The organism is Streptomyces sp. NBC_01267 (assembly GCF_036241575.1).
Lineage (GTDB): Bacteria > Actinomycetota > Actinomycetes > Streptomycetales > Streptomycetaceae > Streptomyces.
The window spans coordinates 5,814,034-5,838,678 of the sequence record NZ_CP108455.1 but is presented as its reverse complement, the minus strand read 5'-3'; the positions used below and the strand labels follow the sequence as shown (position 1 = coordinate 5,838,678).

At 70.0% G+C, this 24,645-nt stretch carries 25 protein-coding genes and 1 pseudogene; 2 read left to right on the top strand and 24 right to left on the bottom strand.

Annotated features, from left to right (window positions below; genetic code table 11):
• Nucleotides 1-93: 93 nt before the first annotated feature.
• The gene (gene tsf / locus OG709_RS26760; protein WP_250297518.1) at nt 94-930 is read right to left on the bottom strand and encodes a translation elongation factor Ts; all 837 of its coding nucleotides are present in this window, start codon (nt 928-930) and stop codon (nt 94-96) included.
• Nucleotides 931-1,023: 93 nt separating this feature from the next.
• The gene (gene rpsB, locus OG709_RS26755; protein WP_250297520.1) at nt 1,024-1,953 is read right to left on the bottom strand and encodes a 30S ribosomal protein S2; all 930 of its coding nucleotides are present in this window, start codon (nt 1,951-1,953) and stop codon (nt 1,024-1,026) included.
• A 276-nt stretch (nt 1,954-2,229) separates the two neighbouring features.
• On the opposite strand from rpsB, the pseudogene OG709_RS26750 reads away from it, so the two are divergent.
• Nucleotides 2,230-2,730: pseudogene (locus OG709_RS26750) on the top strand (peptidoglycan DD-metalloendopeptidase family protein); the annotation flags it as partial.
• A gap of 280 nt (nt 2,731-3,010) precedes the next feature.
• On the opposite strand, the gene OG709_RS26745 reads toward OG709_RS26750, so the two are convergent.
• The 18 genes from OG709_RS26745 to proS form a co-directional block, all read right to left on the bottom strand.
• The gene (locus OG709_RS26745) at nt 3,011-3,568 is read right to left on the bottom strand and encodes a TetR/AcrR family transcriptional regulator (protein ID WP_250297610.1); all 558 of its coding nucleotides are present in this window, start codon (nt 3,566-3,568) and stop codon (nt 3,011-3,013) included.
• 72 nt (nt 3,569-3,640) lie between these two features.
• Nucleotides 3,641-4,477, bottom strand: coding sequence for an RNA polymerase sigma factor WhiG (gene whiG, locus OG709_RS26740; RefSeq protein WP_250297521.1), 837 nt, complete (start codon nt 4,475-4,477; stop codon nt 3,641-3,643).
• A gap of 208 nt (nt 4,478-4,685) precedes the next feature.
• Nucleotides 4,686-5,903 (bottom strand): DNA-processing protein DprA, encoded by a 1,218-nt coding sequence (gene dprA, locus OG709_RS26735; RefSeq protein WP_329167849.1) that lies wholly within the window; start codon nt 5,901-5,903, stop codon nt 4,686-4,688.
• Nucleotides 5,900-7,522 (bottom strand): YifB family Mg chelatase-like AAA ATPase, encoded by a 1,623-nt coding sequence (locus OG709_RS26730; RefSeq protein WP_326693911.1) that lies wholly within the window; start codon nt 7,520-7,522, stop codon nt 5,900-5,902. Before OG709_RS26730 ends, dprA begins: the two co-directional genes overlap by 4 nt.
• 1 nt (nt 7,523) lies before the next feature.
• Nucleotides 7,524-7,883 carry a YraN family protein gene (locus OG709_RS26725; RefSeq protein WP_250297527.1) on the bottom strand — a complete coding sequence of 120 codons (360 nt, stop codon included), beginning with the start codon at nt 7,881-7,883 and terminating at the stop codon, nt 7,524-7,526.
• 84 nt (nt 7,884-7,967) lie between these two features.
• The gene (locus OG709_RS26720) at nt 7,968-8,276 is read right to left on the bottom strand and encodes a DUF2469 domain-containing protein (RefSeq protein ID WP_003965949.1); all 309 of its coding nucleotides are present in this window, start codon (nt 8,274-8,276) and stop codon (nt 7,968-7,970) included.
• A 56-nt stretch (nt 8,277-8,332) separates the two neighbouring features.
• Entirely contained in the window at nt 8,333-8,845 is a 513-nt protein-coding gene (locus OG709_RS26715; protein WP_326693912.1) for an NUDIX hydrolase, read from the bottom strand.
• Complete coding sequence (lepB, locus tag OG709_RS26710) at nt 8,835-9,581, bottom strand: signal peptidase I (RefSeq protein WP_329167845.1); 747 nt, start codon at nt 9,579-9,581, stop codon at nt 8,835-8,837. Before lepB (OG709_RS26710) ends, OG709_RS26715 begins: the two co-directional genes overlap by 11 nt.
• Before the next feature lie 44 nt (nt 9,582-9,625).
• On the bottom strand, nt 9,626-10,558 hold the full coding sequence (lepB, locus tag OG709_RS26705) for a signal peptidase I (RefSeq protein WP_329169212.1): 933 nt from the start codon (nt 10,556-10,558) through the stop codon (nt 9,626-9,628).
• A complete protein-coding gene (lepB, locus tag OG709_RS26700; RefSeq protein ID WP_329167843.1) occupies nt 10,473-11,534 on the bottom strand; it encodes a signal peptidase I in 1,062 nt (353 codons plus the stop codon). Before lepB (OG709_RS26700) ends, lepB (OG709_RS26705) begins: the two co-directional genes overlap by 86 nt.
• Nucleotides 11,527-12,294 carry a signal peptidase I gene (gene lepB / locus OG709_RS26695; protein WP_329167841.1) on the bottom strand — a complete coding sequence of 256 codons (768 nt, stop codon included), beginning with the start codon at nt 12,292-12,294 and terminating at the stop codon, nt 11,527-11,529. Before lepB (OG709_RS26695) ends, lepB (OG709_RS26700) begins: the two co-directional genes overlap by 8 nt.
• 33 nt (nt 12,295-12,327) lie before the next feature.
• Complete coding sequence (gene rplS, locus OG709_RS26690; protein WP_250297533.1) at nt 12,328-12,678, bottom strand: 50S ribosomal protein L19; 351 nt, start codon at nt 12,676-12,678, stop codon at nt 12,328-12,330.
• 131 nt (nt 12,679-12,809) lie between these two features.
• Nucleotides 12,810-13,631: a tRNA (guanosine(37)-N1)-methyltransferase TrmD gene (gene trmD / locus OG709_RS26685; RefSeq protein WP_250297535.1), complete on the bottom strand. Its 822-nt coding sequence runs from the start codon at nt 13,629-13,631 to the stop codon at nt 12,810-12,812.
• Nucleotides 13,631-14,176: a ribosome maturation factor RimM gene (gene rimM, locus OG709_RS26680; protein ID WP_250297536.1), complete on the bottom strand. Its 546-nt coding sequence runs from the start codon at nt 14,174-14,176 to the stop codon at nt 13,631-13,633. Before rimM ends, trmD begins: the two co-directional genes overlap by 1 nt.
• A gap of 171 nt (nt 14,177-14,347) precedes the next feature.
• Complete coding sequence (locus OG709_RS26675; RefSeq protein WP_164265900.1) at nt 14,348-14,587, bottom strand: RNA-binding protein; 240 nt, start codon at nt 14,585-14,587, stop codon at nt 14,348-14,350.
• A gap of 2 nt (nt 14,588-14,589) precedes the next feature.
• Nucleotides 14,590-15,036, bottom strand: a complete 447-nt coding sequence (rpsP, locus tag OG709_RS26670; RefSeq protein WP_250297537.1) for a 30S ribosomal protein S16 — start codon at nt 15,034-15,036, stop codon at nt 14,590-14,592.
• Nucleotides 15,037-15,264: 228 nt separating this feature from the next.
• On the bottom strand, nt 15,265-15,858 hold the full coding sequence (locus OG709_RS26665) for a hypothetical protein (RefSeq protein WP_250297538.1): 594 nt from the start codon (nt 15,856-15,858) through the stop codon (nt 15,265-15,267).
• A 285-nt stretch (nt 15,859-16,143) separates the two neighbouring features.
• Nucleotides 16,144-17,571 (bottom strand): proline--tRNA ligase, encoded by a 1,428-nt coding sequence (gene proS / locus OG709_RS26660; protein ID WP_250297539.1) that lies wholly within the window; start codon nt 17,569-17,571, stop codon nt 16,144-16,146.
• Nucleotides 17,572-17,805: 234 nt separating this feature from the next.
• On the opposite strand from proS, the gene OG709_RS26655 reads away from it, so the two are divergent.
• Entirely contained in the window at nt 17,806-18,669 is an 864-nt protein-coding gene (locus tag OG709_RS26655) for a methyltransferase domain-containing protein (protein WP_329167835.1), read from the top strand.
• A gap of 96 nt (nt 18,670-18,765) precedes the next feature.
• Here OG709_RS26655 and ffh read toward each other — a convergent pair whose 3' ends face one another.
• The 4 genes from ffh to OG709_RS26635 all read right to left on the bottom strand — a co-directional run bounded on the left by ffh (nt 18,766) and on the right by OG709_RS26635 (nt 24,630).
• Nucleotides 18,766-20,307 (bottom strand): signal recognition particle protein, encoded by a 1,542-nt coding sequence (ffh, locus tag OG709_RS26650; RefSeq protein WP_250297542.1) that lies wholly within the window; start codon nt 20,305-20,307, stop codon nt 18,766-18,768.
• Nucleotides 20,308-20,433: 126 nt separating this feature from the next.
• On the bottom strand, nt 20,434-22,905 hold the full coding sequence (locus OG709_RS26645) for a [protein-PII] uridylyltransferase (protein WP_329167833.1): 2,472 nt from the start codon (nt 22,903-22,905) through the stop codon (nt 20,434-20,436).
• A 25-nt stretch (nt 22,906-22,930) separates the two neighbouring features.
• Nucleotides 22,931-23,269, bottom strand: a complete 339-nt coding sequence (locus OG709_RS26640) for a P-II family nitrogen regulator (RefSeq protein WP_250297544.1) — start codon at nt 23,267-23,269, stop codon at nt 22,931-22,933.
• Entirely contained in the window at nt 23,266-24,630 is a 1,365-nt protein-coding gene (locus OG709_RS26635) for an ammonium transporter (protein WP_329167831.1), read from the bottom strand. Before OG709_RS26635 ends, OG709_RS26640 begins: the two co-directional genes overlap by 4 nt.
• Nucleotides 24,631-24,645: the final 15 nt, after the last annotated feature.

Below are 24,645 nucleotides of genomic sequence, written 5' to 3'. Positions count from 1 at the left end.
CAATGGCCTCCTCGTCAGATCTGCGGCCGTCCGGCGCGGACGCGGACGACTGCGTCAGACCCTATCGGGGTCTTCGGTGGATCGCGTACAGACTCAGATGCCGACCTTGATGCGCGAGAAGCGCTTCAGGGAGACACCGGCCTCGTCCAGAACCTTCTGGACGGACTTCTTGTTGTCCAGGGCGTACGGCTGGCCAAGGAGGGTGGCCTCCTTGAAGAAGCCGTTGACCCGACCCTCGACGATCTTCGGGAGGGCGGCCTCGGGCTTGCCCTCGGCGCGCGTGGTCTCCTCGGCGACGCGGCGCTCGGCCGCGACGACCTCGGCCGGAACGTCTTCCCGGTCCAGGTACTTCGGCGCGAAGGCGGCGATGTGCTGGGCAATACCGCGGGCGAGCTCGGCGTCGGCCTTGTCCAGCTCGACCAGGACACCGATCTGCGGGGGCAGGTCGGGCATGGTGCGGTGCATGTACGAGGTCACGTAGGCGCCCGAGAACTGCGCGAAGCGGTCCAGGACGATCTTCTCGCCGAGGTTGGCGTTGGCCTCGTCCACGAACGCCTGGACGGTCTTGCCGGCCTCGATCTCGGACGCGAGCAGCGTCGCGATGTCGGCGGGCGAGGTCGCGGCGACGTGCGCGGCGATCGCGTTGGCGACGGCCTGGAACTTGTCACCCTTGGCGACGAAGTCCGTCTCGCACTTCAACTCGACGAGGACACCGGAGGTGTTGTCGTCGGCGATGAGGGTGACGACGGCGCCGTTCTCGGCGGAGCGGCCCTCGCGCTTGGCGACGCCCTTCTGACCCTTGATGCGGAGCGCCTCGACGGCCTTGTCGACACTGCCGTCGGCCTCGTCGAGCGCCTTCTTGCAGTCCATCATGCCGGCGCCGGTGAGCTCACGGAGCTTCTTGACGTCAGCGGCGGTGTAGTTCGCCATGATCCTGAAATTCTCTCTCGAAGTCTGAAAGATCTTACGGGTGAACGGCGGAGGCCCTGAGGCCTCCGCCGTCAACTACCGAACCGGTGAAGGTCAGGCCTGCTCGGCGTCCGCGGCCGGAGCGGCCTCGGCGGCGGGCGCCTCGGCGGCGGGCGCCTCGGCGACGGCCTCGGCCGGGGTCTCCGCGGCGTCCGCGACCTTCTCGGTCTCGGCGGAGGTCTGGACGGCCTCGGCGCCGTCCTTCTTCTCACCGTCGAGCAGGTCACGCTCCCACTCGGCGAGCGGCTCGGACGCGGCCTTCTCGCCCGGCTTCTGGTCGCCGGTCGCAGCGCCGGAGCGGGCGATGAGGCCCTCGGCGACGGCGTCGGCGATCACGCGGGTGAGCAGGGTGACGGAACGGATCGCGTCGTCGTTGCCCGGGATCTTGTAGTCGACCTCGTCGGGGTCGCAGTTGGTGTCGAGGATCGCGACGACCGGGATGTGGAGCTTGCGCGCCTCACCGACGGCGATGTGCTCCTTCTTGGTGTCGACGATCCAGACGGCGCTGGGCACCTTCTGCATTTCGCGGATACCACCGAGGGTCTTCTCCAGCTTGGCCTTCTCACGCGAGAGGACCAGGAGCTCCTTCTTGGTGAGGCCGGAGGCGGCCACGTCCTCGAAGTCGATCTGCTCAAGCTCCTTCAGACGCTGAAGGCGCTTGTAGACGGTGGAGAAGTTGGTCAGCATGCCGCCGAGCCAACGCTGGTTGACGTACGGCATACCCACGCGCGTCGCCTGCTCGGCGATGGCTTCCTGGGCCTGCTTCTTCGTACCCACGAACATGATGGAGCCGCCGTGGGCAACGGTCTCCTTGACGAACTCGTAGGCGCGGTCGATGTACGACAGCGACTGGAGCAGGTCGATGATGTAGATGCCGTTGCGCTCCGTGAAGATGAAGCGCTTCATCTTCGGGTTCCAACGACGGGTCTGGTGACCGAAGTGGACGCCGCTTTCCAGCAGCTCCCGCATCGTGACGACGGCCATGGCCGTACTCCTTGAGGTGCTCGGTTGTCGCGACCGCAGGATTGCTGCCGCGCCTGACGCCCCTACGCGCCGTGCCACTGGGACCGAGAGGCGCGTCCATCGACCGCAGAAGGGGTGATGGGGGGCGTGCGAAGTCGACCCGGTGACCCGGATCGCCATCAGAAGTGTACGGGACCCGGTGGGCGCCGGGTGACGGCGTTGTCCACAACCGGCTGGTAGTCCACAGATACCGGCCATGATCCCCACGAATGGACTCGCTGCGGGACGGTTCCGTCCATGTACCTGACCCGCAATGCCCGGACGGCCGGGCAGACGACGACTCCGTCCCCGCGTACGGGGACCCTCCTGGCGGTGGCCCTCCCTGTGGTGGGCCTGCTCGCGGTGGCACTCCTGGCGGGATCGCTCTTCGCGGCGGCTCCTTCGCTGGCCGCACCCGGAGAAGCTGATCGACCGGTGGCCCACACGCTGCCCGGTGGGGACCGCAGCTGGCCGGTCGGTGGCCGCCCGCGGGTCGTGCACGGCTGGGACCCGCCGGCCTCTCCGTACGGCCCGGGTCACCGTGGGGTGGATCTGGCCGCGGCGCCGGGCACACCGGTACGCGCCGCAGCCCCGGGCCGGATCACATTCGCGGGCAGAGTGGCCGGACGCGGGGTACTGACGATCACCGTGGCCGGCACACAGCTGCGTACGACGTTCGAACCGGTACGGGCGCTCGCCGAACAGGGCGACGAGGTTTCCGCGGGCCAGGTGGTCGGGGCCCTGGAGGACGGGCCGTTCCACTGCCCGTCCGGGTGCCTGCACTGGGGGCTGCTGCGCGGGGAGACCTATCTGAACCCGCTGACGATGCTCCCGCCCGGGATGCTGCACCCGGGTCCGTCACGGCTGCTCCCGGTGTTCGGGATCCCCGTGCGGACAGCGGCGGGGACGCCGGACGCGGTCCGGGCGCTGCTCCTGGCAACGGTCGCGGCCTGGGCGCACCGGCGCCGCTCACGCCGCCCGGACGGGGGAACCAGGAGGACCGGCCCGGCCCGGCGAACCGCTGGCCCGCCCACGGGCTTCAGCCGCGGACCCCTCTCAGCGCCATCGCGACGGCAGCGTCGGCGACCGCACCGGGATCTTCCACCGCTCCCGTCTCGATCCGGCGCACCGCCGCGTCGACGACCCCTTGGAGCAGCATCGCCGCCAGCCGCGGCTGATCGTGGTCGAGCGCCTGGAGCGCTTCGACGATCATCGCGATCAGCCCGCCGTGGGCGGCACGGATCTTCTCGCGGGCACCCGCGTCCAGTTCACTGGCGGAGATGGCCACCACGGCCCGGTGCCGCTGATCGCCGACGAGCGCCAACTGCTGACGCACATACGCCTCGACCTTGTCCTCCGGCGTCGGAGCCTGCTCCATGGCAGCCTCGATCTCCGCCGCCCAGACGGGGAAGTCGACAGCACAGAGCTCTTCCACGACGGCGGCGCGTGAGCGGAAGTACTCGTACACGGAGGAGCGCGCGAGGCCGGTGCGCTCGGCGAGAGCGGGGAAGGTCAGCGCCTCCGTACCGCCTTCGGAGAGCAGGGTGCGGGCCGCGTCCAGCAGGGCGCTGCGCTGCATGGTTCGGTGTTCGGCCACGGAGGCCGCTCGAATCCTGGGCACGGCCCTACTTTACGGAAATACTCCCGGCAGGGACGATTCAGCTCCGGGTCAACGTCCGACGTCGGCCAGTTTGGCCCGAAGCTGCAGTACCGACTTGGTGTGGATCTGGCTGACCCGGCTCTCCGTGACCCCGAGGACGTTGCCGATCTCGGCCAGCGTGAGGCCTTCGTAGTAGTAGAGGGTGACCACGGTCTTCTCCCGGTCGGGGAGCGTATTGATCGCCCGCGCCAGGAGTCTGCGCAGCTCACGCCCCTCGGCCAGCTCGACCGGATTGTCCGCGGCGGTGTCCTCCAGGGTGTCCATGAGGCTCAGCCGGTCACCGCCCTCGCCACCGACGTGCAGCAGTTCATCGAGGGCCACCACGTTCGCCAGCGACAACTGACTGAAGACGGCGTGCAGTTCCTCGACGGCGATCCCCATCTCCGCGGCGACCTCGATCTCCGACGGGGTACGGCGCAGCTGCGCCTCCAGAGTCGCGTAGGCCCGCTCGACGGCCCGCGCCTTCTGCCGGACCGAGCGCGGAATCCAGTCCAGGGCCCGGAGTTCGTCGATCATCGCGCCACGGATGCGGGTGATCGCATAGGTCTCGAACTTGATCGCCCGCTCGATGTCGAACTTCTCGATCGCGTCGATGAGCCCGAACACACCGGAGGAGACGAAGTCGGCCTGCTCGACGTTGGGCGGCAGCCCGACACTGACCCGGCCCGCGACGTACTTCACCAGGGGCGAGTAGTGCAGGATCAGCTGCTCTCGCAGCCGCCTGTCGCCCGTGGACTTGTACGACCGCCACAGCTCATCGAGCGTCGATGGCGCGGAGGGCCGCATGTGGCCACGTGCAGCCGGTGGCGCTGCCGCGCGGTCAGACCCGGACGTGTGCTGGGGCATTCGTTGCCTTGAGCCGTTCTGCTGGGACCTGCGTGGGACGTGTCTCTGTGCTGGATTCCTTGTGAGCGTAGCGTGACTGTGGGGTCGCAGGGTGCGATGAGCAGGTCATCGCGCCCGTGCGACGGCATCCCGGCGACCGCATTCCGGGGGCGCTGCCGGGAGGCCCTCCCGGGCCTGCGACATCACCTTTTCACCCGATTGCCCCAGGTCAAGCACCGCCTCGCCGCGCGTCGGCACTCTGTGTCGTCCCCGAGACCAACTGCCAGCCATCACTTCGCCGTTCAACAAACCCCAACGAGTGCAGTTCGTACAGCTTCGCGAGCGCTTCATCGGCCGTCATTCCCGCTTCGCGGGCAACGTCCCGCCCGTCGGCAGCCTCCCGGCCCGGCAGCGCCTCCAACACCCGGACCGCGTCCGGTTCGAGCAGATCCCTGGCCAGCACCGGACCACGTCGGTCCGGCGCGAGGTCCCCCATGTCCCCCACCAGCTCAGCGACTTCGGCGGCGTCGGTGACCAGTACGCCCTCGCCGCGCAGCAGTTCGTGCACCCCCGCGGAGAGTCCGCTGGTGACCGGGCCGGGGACACCCATGGTGAAGCGGCCCAGTCGCTGCGCGCTGCGCGCGGTGGCCAGTGAGCCGCTCCGGTACTCGGCCTCGACGACCACTGTTCCCCTGGTGAGTGCGGCGATCACCCGGTTCCTGAGAATGAAGCGGCTCGGCGAGGGGTGGTCTCCCGGGGGCAACTCGCTGATGATCAGCCCCTGTTCGGCGATGCGGCCGATCATCTGGGCGTGGCCACGCGGATAGACCGTGTCCACGCCACAGGCCAGCACCGCGATCGTGGCCCCGCCCGCGGCGAGCGCACCACGGTGCGCGGCGCCGTCCACCCCGAACGCGGCTCCGGACACCACCACCCAGCCCAGCTCGGCGAGCCCCGACCCCATGGCTGCGGCCATGTGCGCGCCGTACGCCGTGCACGCGCGGGCCCCGACCACCGCGACCGAGCGCAGCGCCCATATCCGCAGATGGGGACGGCCCCGCACCCACAGCCCGATCGGCCGGGCATCGCCCAGGTCGTCGAGCTGGCCCGGCCATTCCTGGTCGCCGGGACAGATGAACCGCCCGCCACCGGCCGCTGCGGCCGTCAGGTCCCGCTCCGGTTCCGCCGCGGCGGCCCGAAGCCGATACCCGCTCAGTCGCCGGGCGCTCACCCGCGGGAGCGGCACCCCTTCGCCCTCTTCCGAACGCTGGGCTCTCTCACCCCCGGAGAGCTCCCGCACGTCACCCGCCGTGGTGCGGAGCCGCCGCCACAACTCCACGGCTCCGAACTGCCGCAGCAACCGCCCGCCCTGTTCGTCTCCGGGTTCGATCACCCGGGTCAGCGCGGCGCGCGCCAGCCGCTCGCCGTCGCCCACGTCCCCGTTCATCCGGCCCGGCCTCCCGAAGCCGCCAGCGCCCCCCGGTCCACCCCGGTTCGCAGTTGGAGGGCCAGCCCGACATCCGGAGCGCCCGGCCGGTCGCGGCCCGCCAGATCGGCCACCGTCCAGGCGACCCGTAACACCCGGTCGAGGCCGCGGGCCGTGAGCAGCCCCCGCTCCATGTCCCGTTCCGCCACGGCGAGCGCCCCGGGTGCGACCGTCCAGCGCGTCCGCAACTCGTGGCCCGGTACCTCGCTGTTGGTGGTCCACGGCGTACCGATCAGCCGCGCGGTCGCCCGTTCCCGGCCTTCCCGCACCCGGTCGGCGACGGCTGCCGTCGACTCACCCGCGTCCCCCTGCCCCATCAGATCGGAGCGGCGCACCGGCTCGACCTCGACCCTGAGGTCCACCCGGTCGAGGAGCGGGCCGGAGAGCCTGGCCTGGTAACGCCGGACCGCGGACGGCGGGCATTCGCACCCGGCGCCGGTCAGCGTGTGCCGGCCGCAGGGACAGGGGTTGGCCGCCAGCACCATCAGGAATCGGGCGGGCAGCCGCACCACTGCGGCGCTGCGCGCGACCACCACGTGCCCCGACTCCAGCGGCTGGCGGAGGGCATCGAGAGCGCGAACCGAGAATTCAGGAGCCTCGTCCAGGAAGAGGACCCCTCGGTGAGCCAGCGATACCGCTCCCGGCCTGGGCAGTCCGTTGCCTCCGCCGACGAGCGACTGCATCGTCGCCGAGTGGTGCGGGGCGCAGTACGGCGGCGTCCTGACCAACGGCTCCCCCGGCGGCAGAATGCCCGCCACCGAGTGCACCGCCGTCACCTCCAGGGATTCACGCCGGGTCAGCGTCGGCAGGATGCCCGGCAACCGCTCGGCCAGCATCGTCTTCCCCGCGCCCGGCGGTCCGTGCAGCAGCAGGTGGTGCCCTCCGGTGGCCGCGACCTCCAGCGCCTTGCGTGCTGCCGCCTGCCCGGCCACATCCGCCAGTTCGGGACCGCTGCCGTGCCCTGTGCCCGAAGCCAGTCCGGTACCCGCGCCGGCGCCCGGCATCATCAGCCCGGCCAGTATCGAGTCGGGCCGCCCCTCCGCGGGAGCAGCCTCCTCGGGGACCGGTTCGCCGGTCAGAACGGCGATGAGCTGCCGCAGGCTCCGCACTCCGAGGACCGAGATCCCCGGCACCAACGATGCCTCCCCCGCAGTCTGTTCCGGCACGACGACCTGGCGGTATCCGGCCTCCGCCGCCGCCAGCACGGCGGGCAGGATCCCGCGCACCGGCCGGACCCGGCCGTCGAGACCCAGTTCCCCGATGAGCACCAGGTCGGCGATCTCGCGGGGGTCGATCCGCTCGGCCGCGCCCAGGATGGCCACGGCCACAGCAAGATCGAACCCGCTGCCGCTCTTCGGTACGGATGCCGGGCTCAGCCCGACGGTGAGCTTCTTCTGCGGCCACTCGCCGCCGGAGTTCACCACAGCGGCCCTGACCCGGTCCCTGCTCTCGACCAGGCTCTTGTCCGGCAGTCCCACCAGTGCGAAAGCGGCAACGCCCGGCTCCAGATCCGCCTGGACCTCCACCACCACACCTTCGACACCGACGAGCGCCACCGAACACGCGCGTGCGAAGCCCATGTCAGGCCACCCCTCGCGCATGCTCGACCAGCGGCGCCCCGCGCTTCGGCAGCACCACGCCGACCAGGTCGATCCGTGCCCCGCCGGGTGGCGCCCCGCCATGGGCCGCGAGCCAGCGCTCGGCGAGACGGACCAGCCGCTCGGCCTTGGCCGGGGTGACGGCTGCCATCGGATGCTCGAAGGAGCCTTCCCTGCGGGTCTTGACCTCACAGACGACCAGTACGTCGCCGTCGCGCGCCACAATGTCGATCTCGCCGGCCCTGCACCGCCAGTTCCGCTCGACGACGGTCATTCCGGCCCCGGCCAGCGTCCTTGCCGCCAGCTCCTCGCCGTACCGCCCGAGTGCCCCCCGTGCGTTCATATCGGCACCACCTCCGGTACCGACTGTGCCGCGCGGGCCTCCAGTGAGTGGATCTTGGTGGACTACTCGCCGGTTGTGGACAACTCAGCCACCCGGAAGTTCGAGATCGCTCTTGTTGAGCTCCTCGATGTTCACGTCTTTGAACGTGAGTACCCGCACCTGCTTGACGAACCTGGCCGGCCTGTACATGTCCCAGACCCAGGCATCCGCCATCGACACCTCGAAAAAGACCTCCCCCTGCACCGAGTGCACCTGCATCTCGTAATCATTGGTGAGGTAGAAGCGCCGCTCGGTCTCGATCACATATTTGAACAGACCGACGACGTCGCGGTACTCCCGGTAGAGCTTCAGCTCCATCTCGGTCTCGTACTTCTCGAGGTCCTCGGCGCTCATTGGCATGTTCCCCTTCAGCCGTGCGTCCCCCTATTGTGCGCCGGTCCTCCGCACCCCTACACGATTTCCGGGGCCAGAACCACCGGCGCAACCGGGGGACCCTCGTCGAGCAGCGTGCGCAGCAGCCCGGCGAGCTTGGTCGGGTACACCGTCTCACGCGTCGTGGACAGTTCGGCGGAAGTCCACCACCTCAGACCCGCGACACTGCGCTGCTCCAGCGGCGTCAGCCCGTCCATGGCCGTGTCCGTCTGCATGGTTCGACCGAGAAAGTACTGCTCGTCCTGGTTCCAGCGCCGCCCGTCGAACGGAAACGAGCACACCCGCGTCCAGAGCACGGGCCCGAGCTCGATGCCGGCGATCCCGGTCTCCTCCCGCACCTCGCGCAGCGCGGCCTCTTCGTGGCTCTCGCCCTCCTCGACGCCGCCTCCCGGTGTGAACCACCAGGTACTCGCCGGATCCGCGGGCTCGAACCCGTGCATCAGCAGGATCCGGTCCTCGGGGTCGAGCAGAATCACGCGCGCGACCCTGCGCAACGCTCCCGGCGACTCCGCCGCCGGCTCAGCCGACACCAGCAGTCACCTTTTTCCGTCCCAGCCGTCGCGCCACCGGCCCGTACGCGGTCCCGCCCAGGATCAGCACGGCCCCGGCGAGCACCGCGCCCAGCACCAGTTTCAGCGGCCCCGGCTGCGAGACCCCGCCCGGCAGCGCGGCGAACCCTTTCGGGCGCTCCAGCACCCCGCCGCTCAACGGCCACGCGATAGCGTCCACCCGGCCGGTCACCGTCGAGCGCGGCACGGCTCCGTGGTCCGCGTCCTGGAGATGGACGCGCGAGTCCATCGAGTTGGTGCGCTCGTCGCCGAGCAGGAAGAGCTGGCCCTCCGGCACCTTCGCGGTGAAGTCGACCGCCGAGGCCCGCCCCTTGGTCAGCGGATTGGCTTGGAGATACGGTTCTGCGATCCCCTTGCCGTTGATGGTCAGCTGGCCCCGGGAGTCGCAGCAGGCGATCTCGTCCCCGCCGGTCCCGACCACCCGCTTCAGCATGGGCACGTCGCCCCAGTCGGGATCCTTGAAGACCACCACGTCTCCGCGGTGCACGTCGCTGCCGTCTATTCGCTGTGCCAGTACCCGGTCCCCCACCTTGACGGTCGGGGTCATCGAGTCGGTCGGCACGGTGTACGGCTTGTACTCCACCGCTCCCCAGGCGAACCCTCCGAGAAAGAGCACACAGCCGACGGCCACAGCCAGACCCGACAGCGCGCTGCCGAGCCGGCCGCCGCCGTCACTCGTACGTACCGTTCCGCTCATCCCAGGGCTCCCCCGCATCGGAGATCGACATCTGGGAGGGCACCCTACCCGGCAGTACCCTCACGGGTCAGCTTGCGCCTGCGGCGGATCACGATCGGCAGGGCACCTGCGAGACCCAACGCCCCGGGTCCCATCGCCGCAGCGGCGTTGATGCCCTTCTGGTCGAAGGTGCTGGGGATCCCCAGCCACGTCCAGTGGTTGACCGGCCAGGCCACGACGAAGGCCCGTCCGACGACCTCCTTGTTGGAGACCGTGCCGCCGCCCGGCAGTTGCTGGTGGTAGCGCGAGTCCAGCGAGTCCTGACGGTGGTCGCCCATCACCCAGATCCGGCCCTTGGGCACATGGATCGGGCCGAACGGCTGGTCGTTGCAGGGAGTGTTGCCGGGGAAGATGTACGACTTCTCGGAGAGCGCCTTGCCGTTGACGACGACAGGGCCCCCCGCCTTGCACGAAACCGTGTCACCGCCGACCGCGATCACCCGCTTGATCAGGTCCTTCTCCTCGGCCGACGGCATCAGGCCGATGAAGCTGAGGAACTTCTGGGCCACGTTCGGATGCGCCGCGGGCTCGCCTTCGAGCCAGCCGCCCGGGTCGTGGAACACCACGACCTCGCCACGCTCCGGCTCCGATCCGAACCATGGAGTCAACTTGTCGACCAGTACCCGGTCGCCACGCTCCAGCGTGTCCTGCATCGAGTCGGAGGGGATCGAGAACGCCTGGACCAGAAATGTCTTGATCAGCAGAGCAAGAATCAGTGCGATGCCGATGAGGAGCGGAAGCTCCTTCCAGAAGGACCGTTGCTTCTTCGGTCCGCTTGCCTCGTTCTCCTCGGCCGCTCCGTCGGCTCCGCCGTGCTCGCCGGAGCCGTCGACCGGGCCGGAGGGCCCCATGTCAAAGGCTTCGGTCCCGGCGCCACCAACGGGCGATCCGGGCCGGTCCTCCGGCTCCTCGTGTCCGGATCGTGCGCCGACCGCCACGTCCCCCACATCCACTCCTCACTCCGTGCCGTCGCCCGCGTCCGATGAGACGCAGGCCCACCACTCCCATAACGAGCGGGAGTTCCGCAGGAGTCGGGAGTTCTCCCATTGGGTGCCGATCCTGGGAGGTCACACTATTCGACGTCCCGCCCGCGCCGGACGGCAAGCCCGAGGCGTCCGTCACCGATGAGAAGGTGGGCGGCTCCTTGAGCCGGCTCCAGTGCCCGAACGGCCATGCGATGACCACTGCCCGTCCCACCACCCCGCTCACCGGGACCGTTCCCTGGTACGGCCCGTCGAGATGGAAGCGCGAATCCGCCGAGTTGGACCGGTGGTCCCCCATCACGAAGAGCCGTCCGGCCGGCACCTTCACGTCGAACGTCAGCTCTGAGGGCGGATTCCCCGGATGCACATAGGGCTCGTCGAGGGGTACGCCGTTGACGGTGACCTGGCCGTTCTTGTCGCAGCACTTCACGGTGTCCCCGCCGACTCCGATGACCCGCTTGATCAGGTCCTGTTCATCGTCGGAAGGCAGCAGTCCGATGAAGGTGAGGCCCTGCTTGAGCTCCTTGACCACGAACGGGGAATCCGTCGTCCTCGCCTCCCCCGGCGGCAGCCAGTGACCGGGATCCTTGAAGACGACCACATCGCCGCGGTGCGGTTCCGAACCGAACCACGGTGTCAGTTTGTCCACCAGCACCCGGTCGCCGATCCGGATCGTCTCCTCCATCGAGCCCGACGGGATGACGAAGGCCTGCACCAGGAAGGTCTTGAGTACGAGCGCTATCAGGACCGCGAAGACGAGGAGGGCCGGTACCTCCTTCACCGTGGAACTGCGCCGTCGCCGCTTGACCTTGCGCGCGAGTCTGCGTCGCTCGGCCCGTGTGGGCAGGGCCCGTTCGCCGGGCGGCCGGGGCTCCAAGTCCGTCCGGCCACTGCTCTCGGCACTCCCCCGCACTCGTCCCCGGTTACCCATGGCCCCCGCCGGGAGGCGGTACCCGCGTGAAGGCCGTGGTCTGCGAGAGTGCGGTCCAGCGTCCGGGGGGCCAGCCGATCCAGCCGGCCCGCCCGATCACATGGTCGACCGGGACCATCCCGCCGCCCGGATCACCGAGATGGTCTCGGGAGTCGCTGGAACGGGACCGGTGATCACCCATCACCCAGAGCGTGCCGTCGGGCACGACGATGTCGAAAGGCACCTGCGACGGCGGGTTGCCCGGATACACATAAGCCTCGTCCACCGACCGCCCGTTCACCTCGAGCCTCCCCCGCTTGTCGCAGCAGACGACGTGATCGCCGCCGACTCCCACCACACGCTTGATGTAGTCGGTATCGGCGGGCGCCGCCAGCCCCAACGCCGCAGCAGCACCGTGCACCACACGGGCCACAGGGTTCTGCGGCGGCTTCTCCCGTACGAAGGAGTCGGTGCCGTCGAAGACGATCACGTCGCCGCGCCGGGGCACGGCGCCGAACCGGTAGGCCAGCTTGTTCACCAGCACCCGGTCCCCCACCTGGAGTGTGGGTTCCATCGAGCCGCTGGGGATCAGGAACGGCTGCATCACATACGTGCTCAACAGCAGCAGGAACACGGCGCAGAGCAGCACGAGCAGCCCGGCCCTGCGCCAGGGCCCCTCCAGCCAGGCGGGGAAACACGCGGAGCGCGACCCCGCCGCCTCACCGGACGTATCCGGTTCGGCGGAGAGATCGCGCTCCGTGTGCTGTGCTTCGGTGTCCATCGCGGCCAGAGCCTATCCGGCCGCCCTGTGGACTCAGTGGTCGCGCTTCTCCTTGATCTTCGCGGCCTTGCCGCGCAGCTCACGGAGGTAGTACAGCTTCGCGCGGCGGACGTCACCACGGGTGACGAGCTCGATCTTCTCGAAGATCGGGCTGTTCACCGGGAAGGTGCGCTCGACGCCGACGGAGAAGGAGACCTTGCGGACCGTGAAGGTCTCGCTGACGCCCGCGCCCTGGCGGCGGATGACTACACCCTTGAACTGCTGGATACGCGAGCGGTTGCCCTCGATCACGCGGACGTGAACGTTGACCGTGTCACCGGCGCGGAAGGCCGGGAGGTCGCTCCGCAGCGAAGCGGCGTTGACGTCATTGAGCAAGCTGGACATGATCTTCTGCTTTCTTCGCCGATGCCACAGGTCATCGACGGCATCATCGTGATGAGTTTCGGGAGCTGATCGCGTCGGGCGGACGTCGTTCCCCCTGTGGCAGGGGCGCACGCCGGACGTACAGCAGCGGCCTATTCTTCCACGGCTTCGGGCTCACGCCCAAATCGCCCGTCGGGCCCCGGCTTCCAGCCCAGGATCGAGAGCATTTCCCGGTCCTTCTTCCCGAAGGAAGCGGGGTCGCTGCGCTCCAGCAGATCCGGCCTGTTGAGGTCGGTACGGCGGAAGGCCTCGTCCCTGCGCCAGCGCGCGATCTTGCCGTGGTGCCCGCTGAGCAGCACGTCGGGGATGCCCCGGCCGCGCCACTCGGGCGGTTTGGTGTAGACGGGCCCTTCGAGGAGGTCGGCCATCGCTCCGGTGGCGAAGGAGTCGTCCTGGTGCGATTCGGCGTTGCCGAGGACACCGGGAAGCAGCCGTGCCACGGCTTCCGTGATCACCAGCACGGCGGCCTCGCCACCCGCCAGGACGTAGTCACCGATGGAGACTTCGTACACCGGCATCCGGGTCGCGTACTCGTCGATGACACGCCGGTCGATGCCCTCGTACCTGGCGGGCGTGAAGATCAGCCAGGGGCGCTCGGAGAGTTCGACCGCGACCTGCTGGGTGAAGGGGCGTCCGCTGGGGGTGGGCACCACCAGGACCGGCTGGTTCGCGCCCGCCTCGTAGCCGGCGGCCAGCGTCTCGTCCAGCGCCTCGCCCCAGGGCCCGGTCTTCATGACCATGCCGGGGCCGCCGCCGTACGGGGTGTCGTCCACCGTGTTGTGCCGGTCGTGGGTCCAGTCACGGAGGTCGTGCACCTGGACGTCGAGCCGACCGCGGGCCCGCGCCTTGCCGACGAGCGAGACGTTCAGCGGTTCCAGGTACTCGGGGAAGATCGTGACGACGTCGAGCCGCATCAGTCGTCGTCCCTGCCGGACGCGGTCTCCGCCTGGCTCTCGTCGATCAGCCCCGGCGGCGGGTCGATGACCGCCCGCTGCTCCTCCAGGTCGATCGAGGTCACGATCTCCTCCACGAAGGGGATCATCACCTCGCTGCCGTCGGGGCGCTCCACGATGAACAGGTCCTGCGAGGGCAGGTGCGTGATCTCGGTGATCCGGCCGATCTCCGTGCCGTCCGCCAGGACCACGTCGAGGTCCATCAACTGGTGGTCGTAGAACTCCTCGGGATCCTCCGGCTTCTGCTGCGGATCGACCTCGGCGATCAGCAACGTGTTACGGAGGGCCTCGGCGCCCGTGCGGTCCGTGACACCGGCGAAGCGCAGCAGCAGCCTGCCGCTGTGCACCCGGCCGGTCTCGATCGTCAGCGGCCCGGTGGCCGCCGGGTCGGTGGCGAGTACGGCACCGGGCCCGAGCCGCAGCTCGGGCTCGTCCGTGCGCACCTCCACGGTGACTTCGCCCTTGATGCCGTGGGCGCGCCCGATCCGCGCGACTACCAGCTGCACGTTCCGCTCCTTCTCCTGCTTCTTGCTGCGTCTTGCTGCCGAACCGCCGCCGCTCGCGCCGGGTGGCCGAGGACCGTCGTGGTTCCTCGATGCGCCTGAATGGTGGGGGACGACAAAGGCCGGGGACGGCTTGGCAGCCCTCCCCGGCCCGAGCCGGTGTTCAACTTGTTCTCAGCGAACCTGATCCACATCGACGAGGTCGACGCGGATACCACGGCCACCGATGGCGCCCACGATGGTGCGGAGGGCGCGCGCGGTGCGGCCGTTACGGCCGATCACCTTACCGAGGTCGTCGGGATGTACCCGGACCTCCAGCACCTGCCCACGACGGAGGTTGCGCGAGGCGACCTGTACGTCGTCGGGGTTGTCGACGATGCCTTTCACGAGGTGCTCGAGAGCCTCCTCGAGCATGCTCAGGCCTCGGTCGACTCGGTGGACTCAGCGGCAGGAGCCGCCTCGTCCGCCTTCTTGTCGGCCTTCTTCGCCTTGGGGGTGATGGCCTCACCCTTCGGCTCGTCGCCCTCCATGGACTTGGCGAAAGCCTCGAACGCGGCGCGCTTGTCGGCCTTCGGCTCCGGCTGGAGCAGCGGCGCGGGGGCCGGAAGGCCCTTGTGCGCCTGCCAGTCACCGGTGAGCTTCAGGATCGCCATGACCGGCTCGGTCGGCTGGGCGCCGACGGACAGCCAGTACTGCGCGCGCTCCGAGTTGACCTCGATACGCGAAGGGTTCTGCACCGGGTGGTACAGGCCGATCTCCTCGATGGCCCGGCCATCACGGCGGGTACGGGAGTCGGCGACGACGATGCGGTAGTGAGGCGAACGGATCTTGCCCAGACGCTTCAGCTTGATCTTGACTGCCACGGAAGTGGTGTCTCCTGGTCTTGACGTGGTTGGGCACAACGAGATGCCACGTGGGGTTGCGGTACTCGGGTGCCCGATGGACGCGTCAGCCGGAGGACGAGAGGGTTCCTGTGCGGCTGTCGAGTACAGCTAGCCATTGTGCCATACGTCCGGAGCACCCGGTGCCCCGGTCACCACACCGCCGACCGGCGGCCGGGGGTGGCACGGAAGCGGGGGCGACGTCCGGGATCACCCGGCCGCGGCCACCACTTCCGGGATACGGAAAGCCTTCCCGCAGCCACCGCAGACGATGGGCGCCTGGGCCAGCACGGACGGAACGACCCGCACATTGCGACCGCAGTCGCAGACCGCCTTCACGCGCACGCCACCACCGGAGGAGCCGTGCCGGGCGGCAGGTCCGCGGAAGGAACGCTTGGTGTCGGCGGCCGTCGCGACGGTGTGCGCCTTGAGCGCACGCTGCAGTCGCTCGATCGTCTGGCGGTATCTGCGCTTCGCCTCGGGGTTGAGCGAGACCAGCGAGAAGCCGCTGCTGGGATGCGGCTCCTCAGGGTGGTCGAGGCCCATCTCCTCTGCGATGGCCAGGAATCGACGGTTGTGATAGCGGCCTGCGCGTGAGGTGTCGCGGACACCTCGCGCGGCGGCGATGCCGTGGACTGCCTCATGGAGCAGTCGCTCGAAGGAGAGTTCAGCGCCACAGGCGGACGAGGACTCGCCGATCAGGGACTCGGGCGCGGCTAGATCCGGCAGCTCGGGGTGGTACCGCTGAATGTCGGCCCACGCCTGCGCCAGTTCTGCGGCGAGGACAGTTGGTGTCGTGCTCACGTCGTGACAACGAGCCGGGGTGCCGCTGTGTTCCTATTCCGGGGCATCCCAAATAATTTGCACGTACCCGTCAGTTGCCCTTGATGCGTCCGGACGCGGGCGGGTGCGCTGATCTGCGGAGAAGCCTCACAGCTCCCACCAAGGTGGTACTTAGGACTGCGCGGAGTCGTCGTGGTTGCGTGCGCCCCGGCGCGCGGTCCGGGGCGCACGCCGGTACAGCACACTCTCCTGCGCGCAAGGGCCGTTCCGGCCTCGTCGGGCGCTGCCGCCACCGGCCGGTCGCTCTCAGTAGGCGCGCGCGACCAGAGCGACCGTACCGGGAGCATCGTCCGAGTCGGGCACCGACCCGTCCTCGGCGACCAGGCACCGTACGGACACCGAGTGCCCGGCGAGCTCCGCCTCGCCGTCGGGGCCGAGTTCGGCCCACGGGATGCGCGCCCAGCCCCCGGCGGTCGCGGCCTCGACGGCCTCCCCGACGGTGGCGACCTCGCTCGTCCGGGACGCCCGGCGCTCGCGGGACTCCCGCAGCAGCTGCGTCTGGGCCTCTTCGAGCACCGTGGGCAGCAGCTCGGTCAGTTCGTCGATCCGTACGGACTCCTTGCCGCCGGGGCTGTGCGGGTCCACCACCCGGCGGACCAGGACCGCGGTGCCCTCCGCCAGATCGCGCGGGCCGACCTCGATCCGTACCGGAACGCCCTTGAGTTCCCAGTCGACCGCCCGGCGGCCGAAGGGGGTGTCGGTGCGGTCGTCCACCTGGGCGCGGATGCCCGCCGCCCGCAGCTTCGCGCCGATCTCCCGGACCTTCGTCACCGCCTCGTCCCCCTTGATCGCGACGACCACGACCTGGACGGCGGCCAGCCGCGGCGGCACCCGGAGCCCGTTGTCGTCGCCGTGCGACATGATCAGCCCGCCGATCAGCCGGGTCGTGGCGCCCCAGGAGGTCTGCCAGACCAGCTCCTGCTTGCCGTCCTTCGACAGGTACTCGGTGTGGAAGGCCTTGGCGAAGTTCGTCCCGAGTTCATGGCTCGTACCCAGCTGAAGGGCCTTGCCGTCCCGCATCATGCCTTCGAGGGTCAGGGTGTTGATCGCTCCGGCGAAGCGCTCCCTGGCGGTCTTACGGCCCAGTACGACATCGATGCCGAGCACATTGACCATGAAATCCGCGTAGACATTCCGGTGGATGTGCGCAGCGTAGTCACGGGCCTCCTCGCGGGTCGCGTGAGCGGTGTGGCCCTCCTGCCAGAGGAATTCCGTCGTACGCAGGAAGACCCTCGGCCGCAGCTCCCAACGGACCACATTGGCCCATTGATTGATGAGCAGCGGAAGATCCCGGTAACTCTGCACCCATTTCGAGAAGTATTCGTTGACGATCGTCTCGGAGGTGGGCCGTACCACGATGGGCTCTTCCAGCTCCTTGCCGCCACCGTGTGTCACCACCGCGAGCTCGGGTGCGAATCCCTCGACATGCTCAGCTTCGCGAGTCAGGTAAGACTGGGGGATGAAGAGCGGGAAGTAGGCGTTCTGAGCGCCCGCGTCCTTGATGCGGGCGTCCAGGTCCTGCTGCATCCGCTCCCACAGCCCGTAGCCGTACGGGCGGATGACCATGGTGCCGCGCACCGGTCCGTTGTCCGCGAGTTCGGCCTTGTTGATCAGGTCCTGGTACCAGCGGGGAAAGTCGTCCGCCTGGGGCGTGAGAACGGGAGCCTTTGCCATGGCGCGAATGGTACGGCGAGTACCCCGGGGCCCGCGATTCGATTTTCCTCGTGGGACGCACGTCCAGGGCGCATATTCGGGGTTCGCAAGCATTGCCTCGCCACCCCTGGACTTGCGTGCGGATGCGGAGTTCTCTGGCTTACGGGGAGTCTCCGTCTCACGGGGACGCGCACACCGGCACGGAGATTTGCAGTCGGAGCACCACTGATCTCTCGGCGAATTGGGGCGCATTCGATGTCATCAACGCTCGTCCGGAACCACCGGCAGACGGCTGCGGCTCCTTCTGCCGAGGCGATCACGCGTGCCCGCGACTGGGCCGAGATCCAGGAGCGGATGCTCGTACCGCTCTACGAAGCGGTGTACAAGCGGCTGGACGCGGGCAGCGCCACCCGGCTGCTCGGCATCGGCTGCGGTTCGGGCCTGGCCCTGCTGATCGCCGCCGCCCGGGGCGCGAGCGTCACCGGCGTGGACTCGCACGCCGAACGCATCGCGCTGGCCCGTGAGCGACTGCTGCCCGGTGCGGACGGCGAAATGGCCCCGGCGGGCGGCCGGGCGGGCCGAACGCGCCTGGTCCACGGCGGCCCCGCCGACGCGTCCGACGCGGGGTCCGGCACCTGTGCGGGGCCGCCCTTCAACCTGCTCACCGCCTTCGAGCCGATCGGCTGCACGGCGGGCGATTCCGACGGGCTGGTCCCGGCCGTCGAGGACGCCGTGCCCCTCATGGAGCGCGGCAGCGCGGTGGTCCTGACCGGCTGGGGGCCGCCGGAGCGCTGTGCGACCTCGGCCGTGCTCCGGGTCGCCGCCCGGCCGGCTGACGAGGCGCGCCGCCCGCTCAGGGACGATCTGGAAGAGGTCGCGGCGCGGGCGGGGCTGCAGCTCGACGGGTCCGGCCGGGTGGCGTGCCCGTTCGGGTACGCGGACATGAAGAGCGCGGTACGGGGGCTGCTGTCGACCGGGCTGTTCGACGCGGCGATACAGGCGGCGGACCGGGCCCAGGTGAAGAAGGAGGTTGCCGAGGCGCTCCACCCCCATCTGCGGCGTGACGGCACGGTGTGGATGCCGAACGTCTTCCGTTACGTGGTCGCCCGCTCCGCCTAGTACACGGCGGAGCGGCCCCCCGCTCGGTGGAATTCACCGAGCGGGGGGCCGCTCCGCCGAGTCCGCTCCACGGGAGCGGGGCGTACCGGTGCGGGATCAGCCCATGAACTTCTTGAACTCGTCGGGAAGTTCGAAGTTCTTAGCTTCCTGACCGGCCGGCAGCCCCGGCACGCCGCCCTGCTCACGGCGCTCGGCCGCCGCCTGCTCCTCGGCCTTGCGCTTCATCGGGTTGCCGCTCTTGCGCTTCCCCTTGGCCTGCTTCTGCTGCTTCTTCTGCCGGCCGGGACCGCCGCCCATGCCGGGGATGCCCGGCATACCGGGCATCCCGCCGCCCTGAGCCATCCGCGACATCATCTTGCGCGCCTCGAAGAACCGCTCCACCAGGCTCTTCACCGCGCTGACCTCGACACCGGAGCCCTTGGCGACGCGGGCCCGGCGCGAGCCGTTGATGATCGTCGGGTCCTGGCGCTCGGCCGGGGTCATCGACTTGATGATCGCGGCGGTACGGTCCACGTCCCGCTCGTCGATGTTGTTGATCTGGTCCTTCATCTGCGCCATACCGGGCAGCATGCCGAGCAGCTTGGAAATGCTGCCCATCTTCCTGACCTGCTCCATCTGGGCCAGGAAGTCGTCGAGCGTGAAGTCCTTGCCCTTGCTGCTCGCCAGCTTGGAGGCCATCTGCTCGGCCTCGGCCTGGCTGAAGGTCTGCTCGGCCTTCTCGATCAGGCTGAGCATGTCGCCCATGCCGAGGATCCGGGACGCCATGCGGTCCGGGTGGAAGGTGTCGAACTCGTCCAGCTTCTCGCCGTTGGAGGCGAACATGATCTGGCGGCCGGTGACGTGGGCGATCGACAGGGCCGCACCACCGCGGGCGTCGCCGTCGAGCTTCGACAGCACGACGCCGTCGAAGCCGACGCCGTCACGGAAGGCCTCCGCGGTGTTGACCGCGTCCTGGCCGATCATCGCGTCGACGACGAACAGGACCTCGTCGGGGCTGACGGCGTCGCGGATGTCCGCGGCCTGCTGCATCAGCTCCTGGTCGATGCCGAGGCGGCCCGCGGTGTCGACGACGACGACGTCGTACTGCTTGGTCTTCGCGTACTCGATCGAGTCCTGGGCGACCTTGACCGGGTCACCGACGCCGTTGCCCGGCTCGGGCGCGTAGACCGCGACACCCGCGCGGTCGGCGACGACGCTCAGCTGGTTGACGGCGTTGGGGCGCTGGAGGTCGCACGCCACGAGCAGCGGGGCGTGGCCCTGGCCCTTCAGCCAGAGGCCGAGCTTTCCGGCCAGGGTGGTCTTGCCCGCGCCCTGCAGGCCCGCGAGCATGATCACGGTCGGCGGCTGCTTGGCGAAGCGGAGACGGCGGGTCTCGCCACCGAGGATGCCGATGAGCTCCTCGTTGACGATCTTGATGACCTGCTGGGCCGGGTTCAGCGCCTGGGAGACCTCGGCACCGGCCGCGCGCTCCTTGATCTGCTTGATGAAGGCGCGGACGACGGGCAGGGCGACGTCCGCTTCCAGCAGCGCGATGCGGATCTCGCGTGCGGTGGCGTCGATGTCCGCCTCGCTGAGGCGCCCTTTGCCACGGAGGTTCTTGAATGTCGCTGCAAGGCGGTCGGAGAGGGTATCGAACACGGCGGTCGCGGATCCTCGGGTCAGGGGGCGGGGGGACGGTTTCCCCCAGGGTATCCGGACGCCGTGGGTGGGGTCTGCCCCTGTCCCGGTTAGGGCCTGTTCCGGCCCGCCCCCACCTCTCCGCCCTCACCTCTCGCGCAGCGCGCTCTCCATCTCCTGGACCAGCCCGGCCGCCCGCTCCCCCGACAGCGGCTCGCCCTTCTCGCACGTCACGTAGAACGCGTCCACCGCATTGGCGCCCAGCGTCGAGACGTGCGCGCTCCGTACCCGCACCTCCGCCGCCTCCAGCGCCCGCCCGATCCGGTGCAGCAGCCCCGGGGCGTCCTGCGCGCGGACCTCGATCACCGTGGCCAGCCGCGATCCCGCCGGTGCGACCTTCACCGTCGGCGGCGGGGCCTGCGTGCCCCGGCGGCGCGGGTACGCCGCCTCCCGTTCCGCCAGCCTGGCCCGGATGTCGAGCGAGCCGTCCAGCGCCCGTACGAGATCCGCGCGCAACCGCGCCGCCTGCGGCAGCGATCCGTACTCCGCAGCCACCCGCCAGCTCAGCAGCAGGACGGCCGTCCGCCCGACCGGTTCGGGCAGTTCGACGGCGCGCAGGTCGGCCGCGCGTACGGTCAGGCGGTGCAGTGCCAGGACCCCCGCGACGGCCGGCAGGACGCCCGGCTGGTCGGGAAGGGCGATGAGGAGTTCCACGCCGACCGGTTCGGGGGCGCCGGTGACCGCGCCGTCGCCGGGCCGGGTCTCCGTGCGGGCGTGCAGGGCCAGGACCGGACCGCCGGTGCGCACCGCCTCGACCGCGAGCCGTTCCTGTTCCGCTCCCGGAGCGGCGGGCTCGGGTTCGTCGGGGGTCTCGCCCGCCAGGACCGCGGCCACCTTCTTGACCAGACCGGCCACCAGCGAGGCCCGCCAGGACGACCAGGCCGCGGGCCCCGTCGCCAGGGCGTCTGCCTCGGTCAGCGCATGCAGCAGCTCCAGAGTGGGGGCGGACTTCACCGCTTCGGCCACCGAACGCACCGTCGCCGGGTCCTCCAGATCGCGTCTGGTCGCGGTCTCGACGAGCAGCAGATGGTGCCGTACGAGCGTGGCGAGCACCTCGGCGTCCGTACGGTCGAAGCCGATCCGGCCCGCCACGTCCCGCGCGATGACCTCACCGGCCACCGAGTGGTCGCCGGGCCAGCCCTTGCCGATGTCGTGCAGCAGCGCGGCGACGAGCAGCAGGTCGGGGCGGCCCACCCGGCGGGTGAGTGACGACGCCCGGACCGCGGCCTCGACGAGGTGCCGGTCCACCGTCCAGGTGTGTACGGGGTTGCGCTGCGGCCTGCACCGCACCCGCTCCCAGTCCGGCAGCAGCGCGGTGATCAGCCCCTCGGCCTCCAGCGCGTCCCAGACCGGCACCATGGACTCGCCCGCGCCGAGCAGGGTGACCAGCTGTTCGCGCGCCTCGGCCGGCCAGGGCACGGGCAGCGGGCGTGCGTCGTGGGCCAGGCGCCGCACGGCGTGCAGCGAGACCGGCAGTCCGGCCTGGGCCGCCGCGGCGGCGGCCCGCAGGGGCAGTACGGGGTCACGCTCGGGCCTGGCCGTGCGGGCCAGCACCACCTCGCCCTCCAGCTCGACGACCCCCTCCGCCAGCGGGGTCCGCTCGGCCGCGGGCCTGCCGCCCACGCCGAGGAGGGCCCGCAGCCGGGGGCGCGCGGAGCGGGCGCGCAGGACGCGGTTGACCTCGCGCCAGGTGACGTCGCTCGCGTACGAAACGGTGCGTGCCGCCTCGTACACCTCACGCAGCAGCACATCGGCGTCCAGCAGTTCCAGCTCCGCCGCGACCTGCTGCTGTTCCTGGAGGGCGAGCCGGTCGGTGGCCCGGCCGGTCACCAGATGCAGCGCGTCTCGCGCGTCGAGGAGGTGCCTGCGGGCTCCGTCGAGCCCCTCGCGGGGGGCGTCGGCCAGCCAGGAAGCGGCGACGGCCCGCAGCGCCGTCGCGTCCCGCAGCCCTCCCCTGGCCTCCTTGAGGTCGGGTTCGAGGAGGAACTGGAGCTCGCCGTGGCGCTCGGCCCGCTCCTGGCACAGCTCGTACAGTCCGGGCAGCCGCTTGGGCGCCTGGTTGCGCCAGTCGGCGAGCACGGTCGTCCGCAGCGCGGTGGTCAGCCCGAGATCCCCCGCGACGTGGCGGGCGTCGAGCAGCCCGAGCTGGACCTTGAGGTCGTCGCCCGCGGCCTTCCGCGCCTCGCCCGGGGTGCGTACGGAATGGTCCAGCGCGAGCCCCAGGTCCCACACCGGGTACCAGACCCGGTCCGCGAGGGCGGCGACGGCGGCCGTGTCCGCCTTTCCGTCGTGCAGGAGCAGCAGGTCCAGATCGCTGCGCGGCGACAGCTCACCGCGTCCGTACCCGCCGACGGCGACCAGGGCCGCGCCGCGCACCCCGGCCGAGGTGGCCGCGGCGGTGAAGAGCGCGCCCGCCCAGTCGTCCGTCAGCCGGGCGAGCGCGGAACGGCGCGGCGGCCCGGACCGCGCCTTCTCCTGGAGGAGGCGCAGCCGGGCCGCCGCGTAGCCGCCGGGTCCCTGTTCGTCCGCCTGACCGGTCGTCCCATCCGTACGAGTCACCCGGCAGCTCCCGTCTCTCGATCGTTCAGAGTGCGTCCGGACCGCGTTCGCCGGTCCTGACACGGATCGCCGTTTCGACCGGAATGCTCCATACCTTGCCGTCCCCGATCTTGCCGGTCCGGGCGGCTTTCACCACGACATCGAGGAGCTGTTCGGCGTCCGCGTCCTCGACGAGGACCTCGATACGGATCTTCGGAACCAGGTCCACGGTGTACTCGGCGCCGCGGTAGACCTCGGTGTGGCCGCGCTGGCGTCCGTATCCGCTGGCCTCGGTGACCGTGAGCCCCTGGACGCCGAAGGCCTGCAGGGCCTCCTTGATCTCGTCGAGGCGGTGCGGCTTCACGACTGCGGTGATGAGCTTCATACGTCCACCTTCTTGTTCCTGGTCCCTGCCACGGCCTTCTTGTCCCTGGTCCCGGTGTCCGCCGTGGGTACGGCCGTACGGGAGCCGCCGCCCGCGCCGCTGTAGTCGTACGCGGTCTCGGCGTGCTCATCCTGGTCGATGCCCGCGACCTCGACGTCCTCGGTGACCCGCATCCCCATCGCCTTGTCGATCAGGAAGGCCAGGACCGCGGAGGCGACCAGGGAGTACCCGAGGACCGAGAACACCCCGATGGCCTGGATGCCGAGCTGGTGGAAGCCGCCGCCGTAGAAGATGCCCGCCACGTCGGACTGCACCCCGCCGGTGGCGAAGAAGCCGATGAGCAGCGAGCCGAGGATCCCGCCGACCATGTGGACGCCGACGACGTCGAGCGAGTCGTCGAAGCCGAAGCGGTACTTGAGGCCGACGGCCATGGCGCACACCACACCCGCGACGACACCGATCGCGATGGCGCCGAGCGGGCTGACCGCGCCGCCGGACGGGGTGATGGCGACCAGGCCGGAGACGGCGCCGGAGGCCGCGCCGAGGGTGGTGAAGGAGCCGTGCCGGATCTTCTCGTACGCGAGCCAGGCCAGCATCGCCGCGGCGGTGGCGACCTGCGTGTTGACGAACATCACCGCGCCGACGCCGTCGTCGTTGCCCAGCCAGGATCCGGCGTTGAAGCCGAACCAGCCGAACCACAGGAGCGCGGCGCCGAGCATCACCAGCGGCAGGCTGTGCGGGCGCATCGGGTCCCGCTTGAAGCCGACCCGCCTGCCGATCACCAGGATCACGCCGAGTGCCGCCGCTCCGGCGTTGATGTGGACCGCTGTGCCGCCGGCGAAGTCGATGACCCCCTTCTTGAAGAGCCAGCCGTCGGAGGCCCAGACCCAGTGCGCTACGGGGAAGTAGACGAGGGTGACCCACAGCGTGATGAACAGCGCCCAGGCGGTGAACTTCACCCGGTCGGCCAGTGCACCGCTGATCAGCGCGGGTGTGATGATCGCGAACATCAGCTGGAAGACGGCGAAGACGTACACCGGGATGGTGTAGCCGGGCCACAGCTCGGTGAGTCCGATGCCGCTGAGCCCGAGGTAGTCCTTGGACCAGCCGAGGAATCCGTTGCCGGTGCCGAAGGCGATGCTGAACCCGTACAGCACCCAGAGGATCGTGACGATGCCGAGGCTGATGAAGCTCATCATCAGCATGTTCAGGGTGGATTTGACCCGGACCATGCCTCCGTAGAAGAAGGCGAGACCCGGTGTCATGATCATCACCAGGGCGGAGCAGATGAGCATGAACCCGGTGTTGGCAGATGACAGTTTCGGGGCATCTGCAGCAAGGGTCATGATGCCTGAGGGCATCGGCGTCTCCTCGTC

Excerpts from the sequence above, each read along its gene's own strand:
- rplS (WP_250297533.1), bottom strand. The coding sequence starts at position 12,678 with ATGTCCAGCTTGCTCAATGACGTCAACGCCGCTTCGCTGCGGAGCGAC.
- trmD (WP_250297535.1), bottom strand. The coding sequence starts at position 13,631 with ATGCGGCTCGACGTCGTCACGATCTTCCCCGAGTACCTGGAACCGCTG.
- OG709_RS26720 (WP_003965949.1), bottom strand. The coding sequence starts at position 8,276 with ATGAGCGCCGAGGACCTCGAGAAGTACGAGACCGAGATGGAGCTGAAG.
- OG709_RS26730 (WP_326693911.1), bottom strand. The coding sequence starts at position 7,522 with ATGGGCTTCGCACGCGCGTGTTCGGTGGCGCTCGTCGGTGTCGAAGGT.
- whiG (WP_250297521.1), bottom strand. The coding sequence starts at position 4,477 with ATGCCCCAGCACACGTCCGGGTCTGACCGCGCGGCAGCGCCACCGGCT.
- proS (WP_250297539.1), bottom strand. The coding sequence starts at position 17,571 with ATGGCAAAGGCTCCCGTTCTCACGCCCCAGGCGGACGACTTTCCCCGC.
- tsf (WP_250297518.1), bottom strand. The coding sequence starts at position 930 with ATGGCGAACTACACCGCCGCTGACGTCAAGAAGCTCCGTGAGCTCACC.
- dprA (WP_329167849.1), bottom strand. The coding sequence starts at position 5,903 with ATGAACGGGGACGTGGGCGACGGCGAGCGGCTGGCGCGCGCCGCGCTG.
- lepB (WP_329167845.1), bottom strand. The coding sequence starts at position 9,581 with ATGAGCGGAACGGTACGTACGAGTGACGGCGGCGGCCGGCTCGGCAGC.
- rpsB (WP_250297520.1), bottom strand. The coding sequence starts at position 1,953 with ATGGCCGTCGTCACGATGCGGGAGCTGCTGGAAAGCGGCGTCCACTTC.
- OG709_RS26725 (WP_250297527.1), bottom strand. The coding sequence starts at position 7,883 with ATGAACGCACGGGGGGCACTCGGGCGGTACGGCGAGGAGCTGGCGGCA.
- OG709_RS26640 (WP_250297544.1), bottom strand. The coding sequence starts at position 23,269 with ATGAAGCTCATCACCGCAGTCGTGAAGCCGCACCGCCTCGACGAGATC.
- OG709_RS26635 (WP_329167831.1), bottom strand. The coding sequence starts at position 24,630 with ATGCCCTCAGGCATCATGACCCTTGCTGCAGATGCCCCGAAACTGTCA.
- OG709_RS26655 (WP_329167835.1), top strand. The coding sequence starts at position 17,806 with ATGTCATCAACGCTCGTCCGGAACCACCGGCAGACGGCTGCGGCTCCT.
- lepB (WP_329167841.1), bottom strand. The coding sequence starts at position 12,294 with ATGGACACCGAAGCACAGCACACGGAGCGCGATCTCTCCGCCGAACCG.
- lepB (WP_329167843.1), bottom strand. The coding sequence starts at position 11,534 with ATGGGTAACCGGGGACGAGTGCGGGGGAGTGCCGAGAGCAGTGGCCGG.
- OG709_RS26675 (WP_164265900.1), bottom strand. The coding sequence starts at position 14,587 with ATGCTCGAGGAGGCTCTCGAGCACCTCGTGAAAGGCATCGTCGACAAC.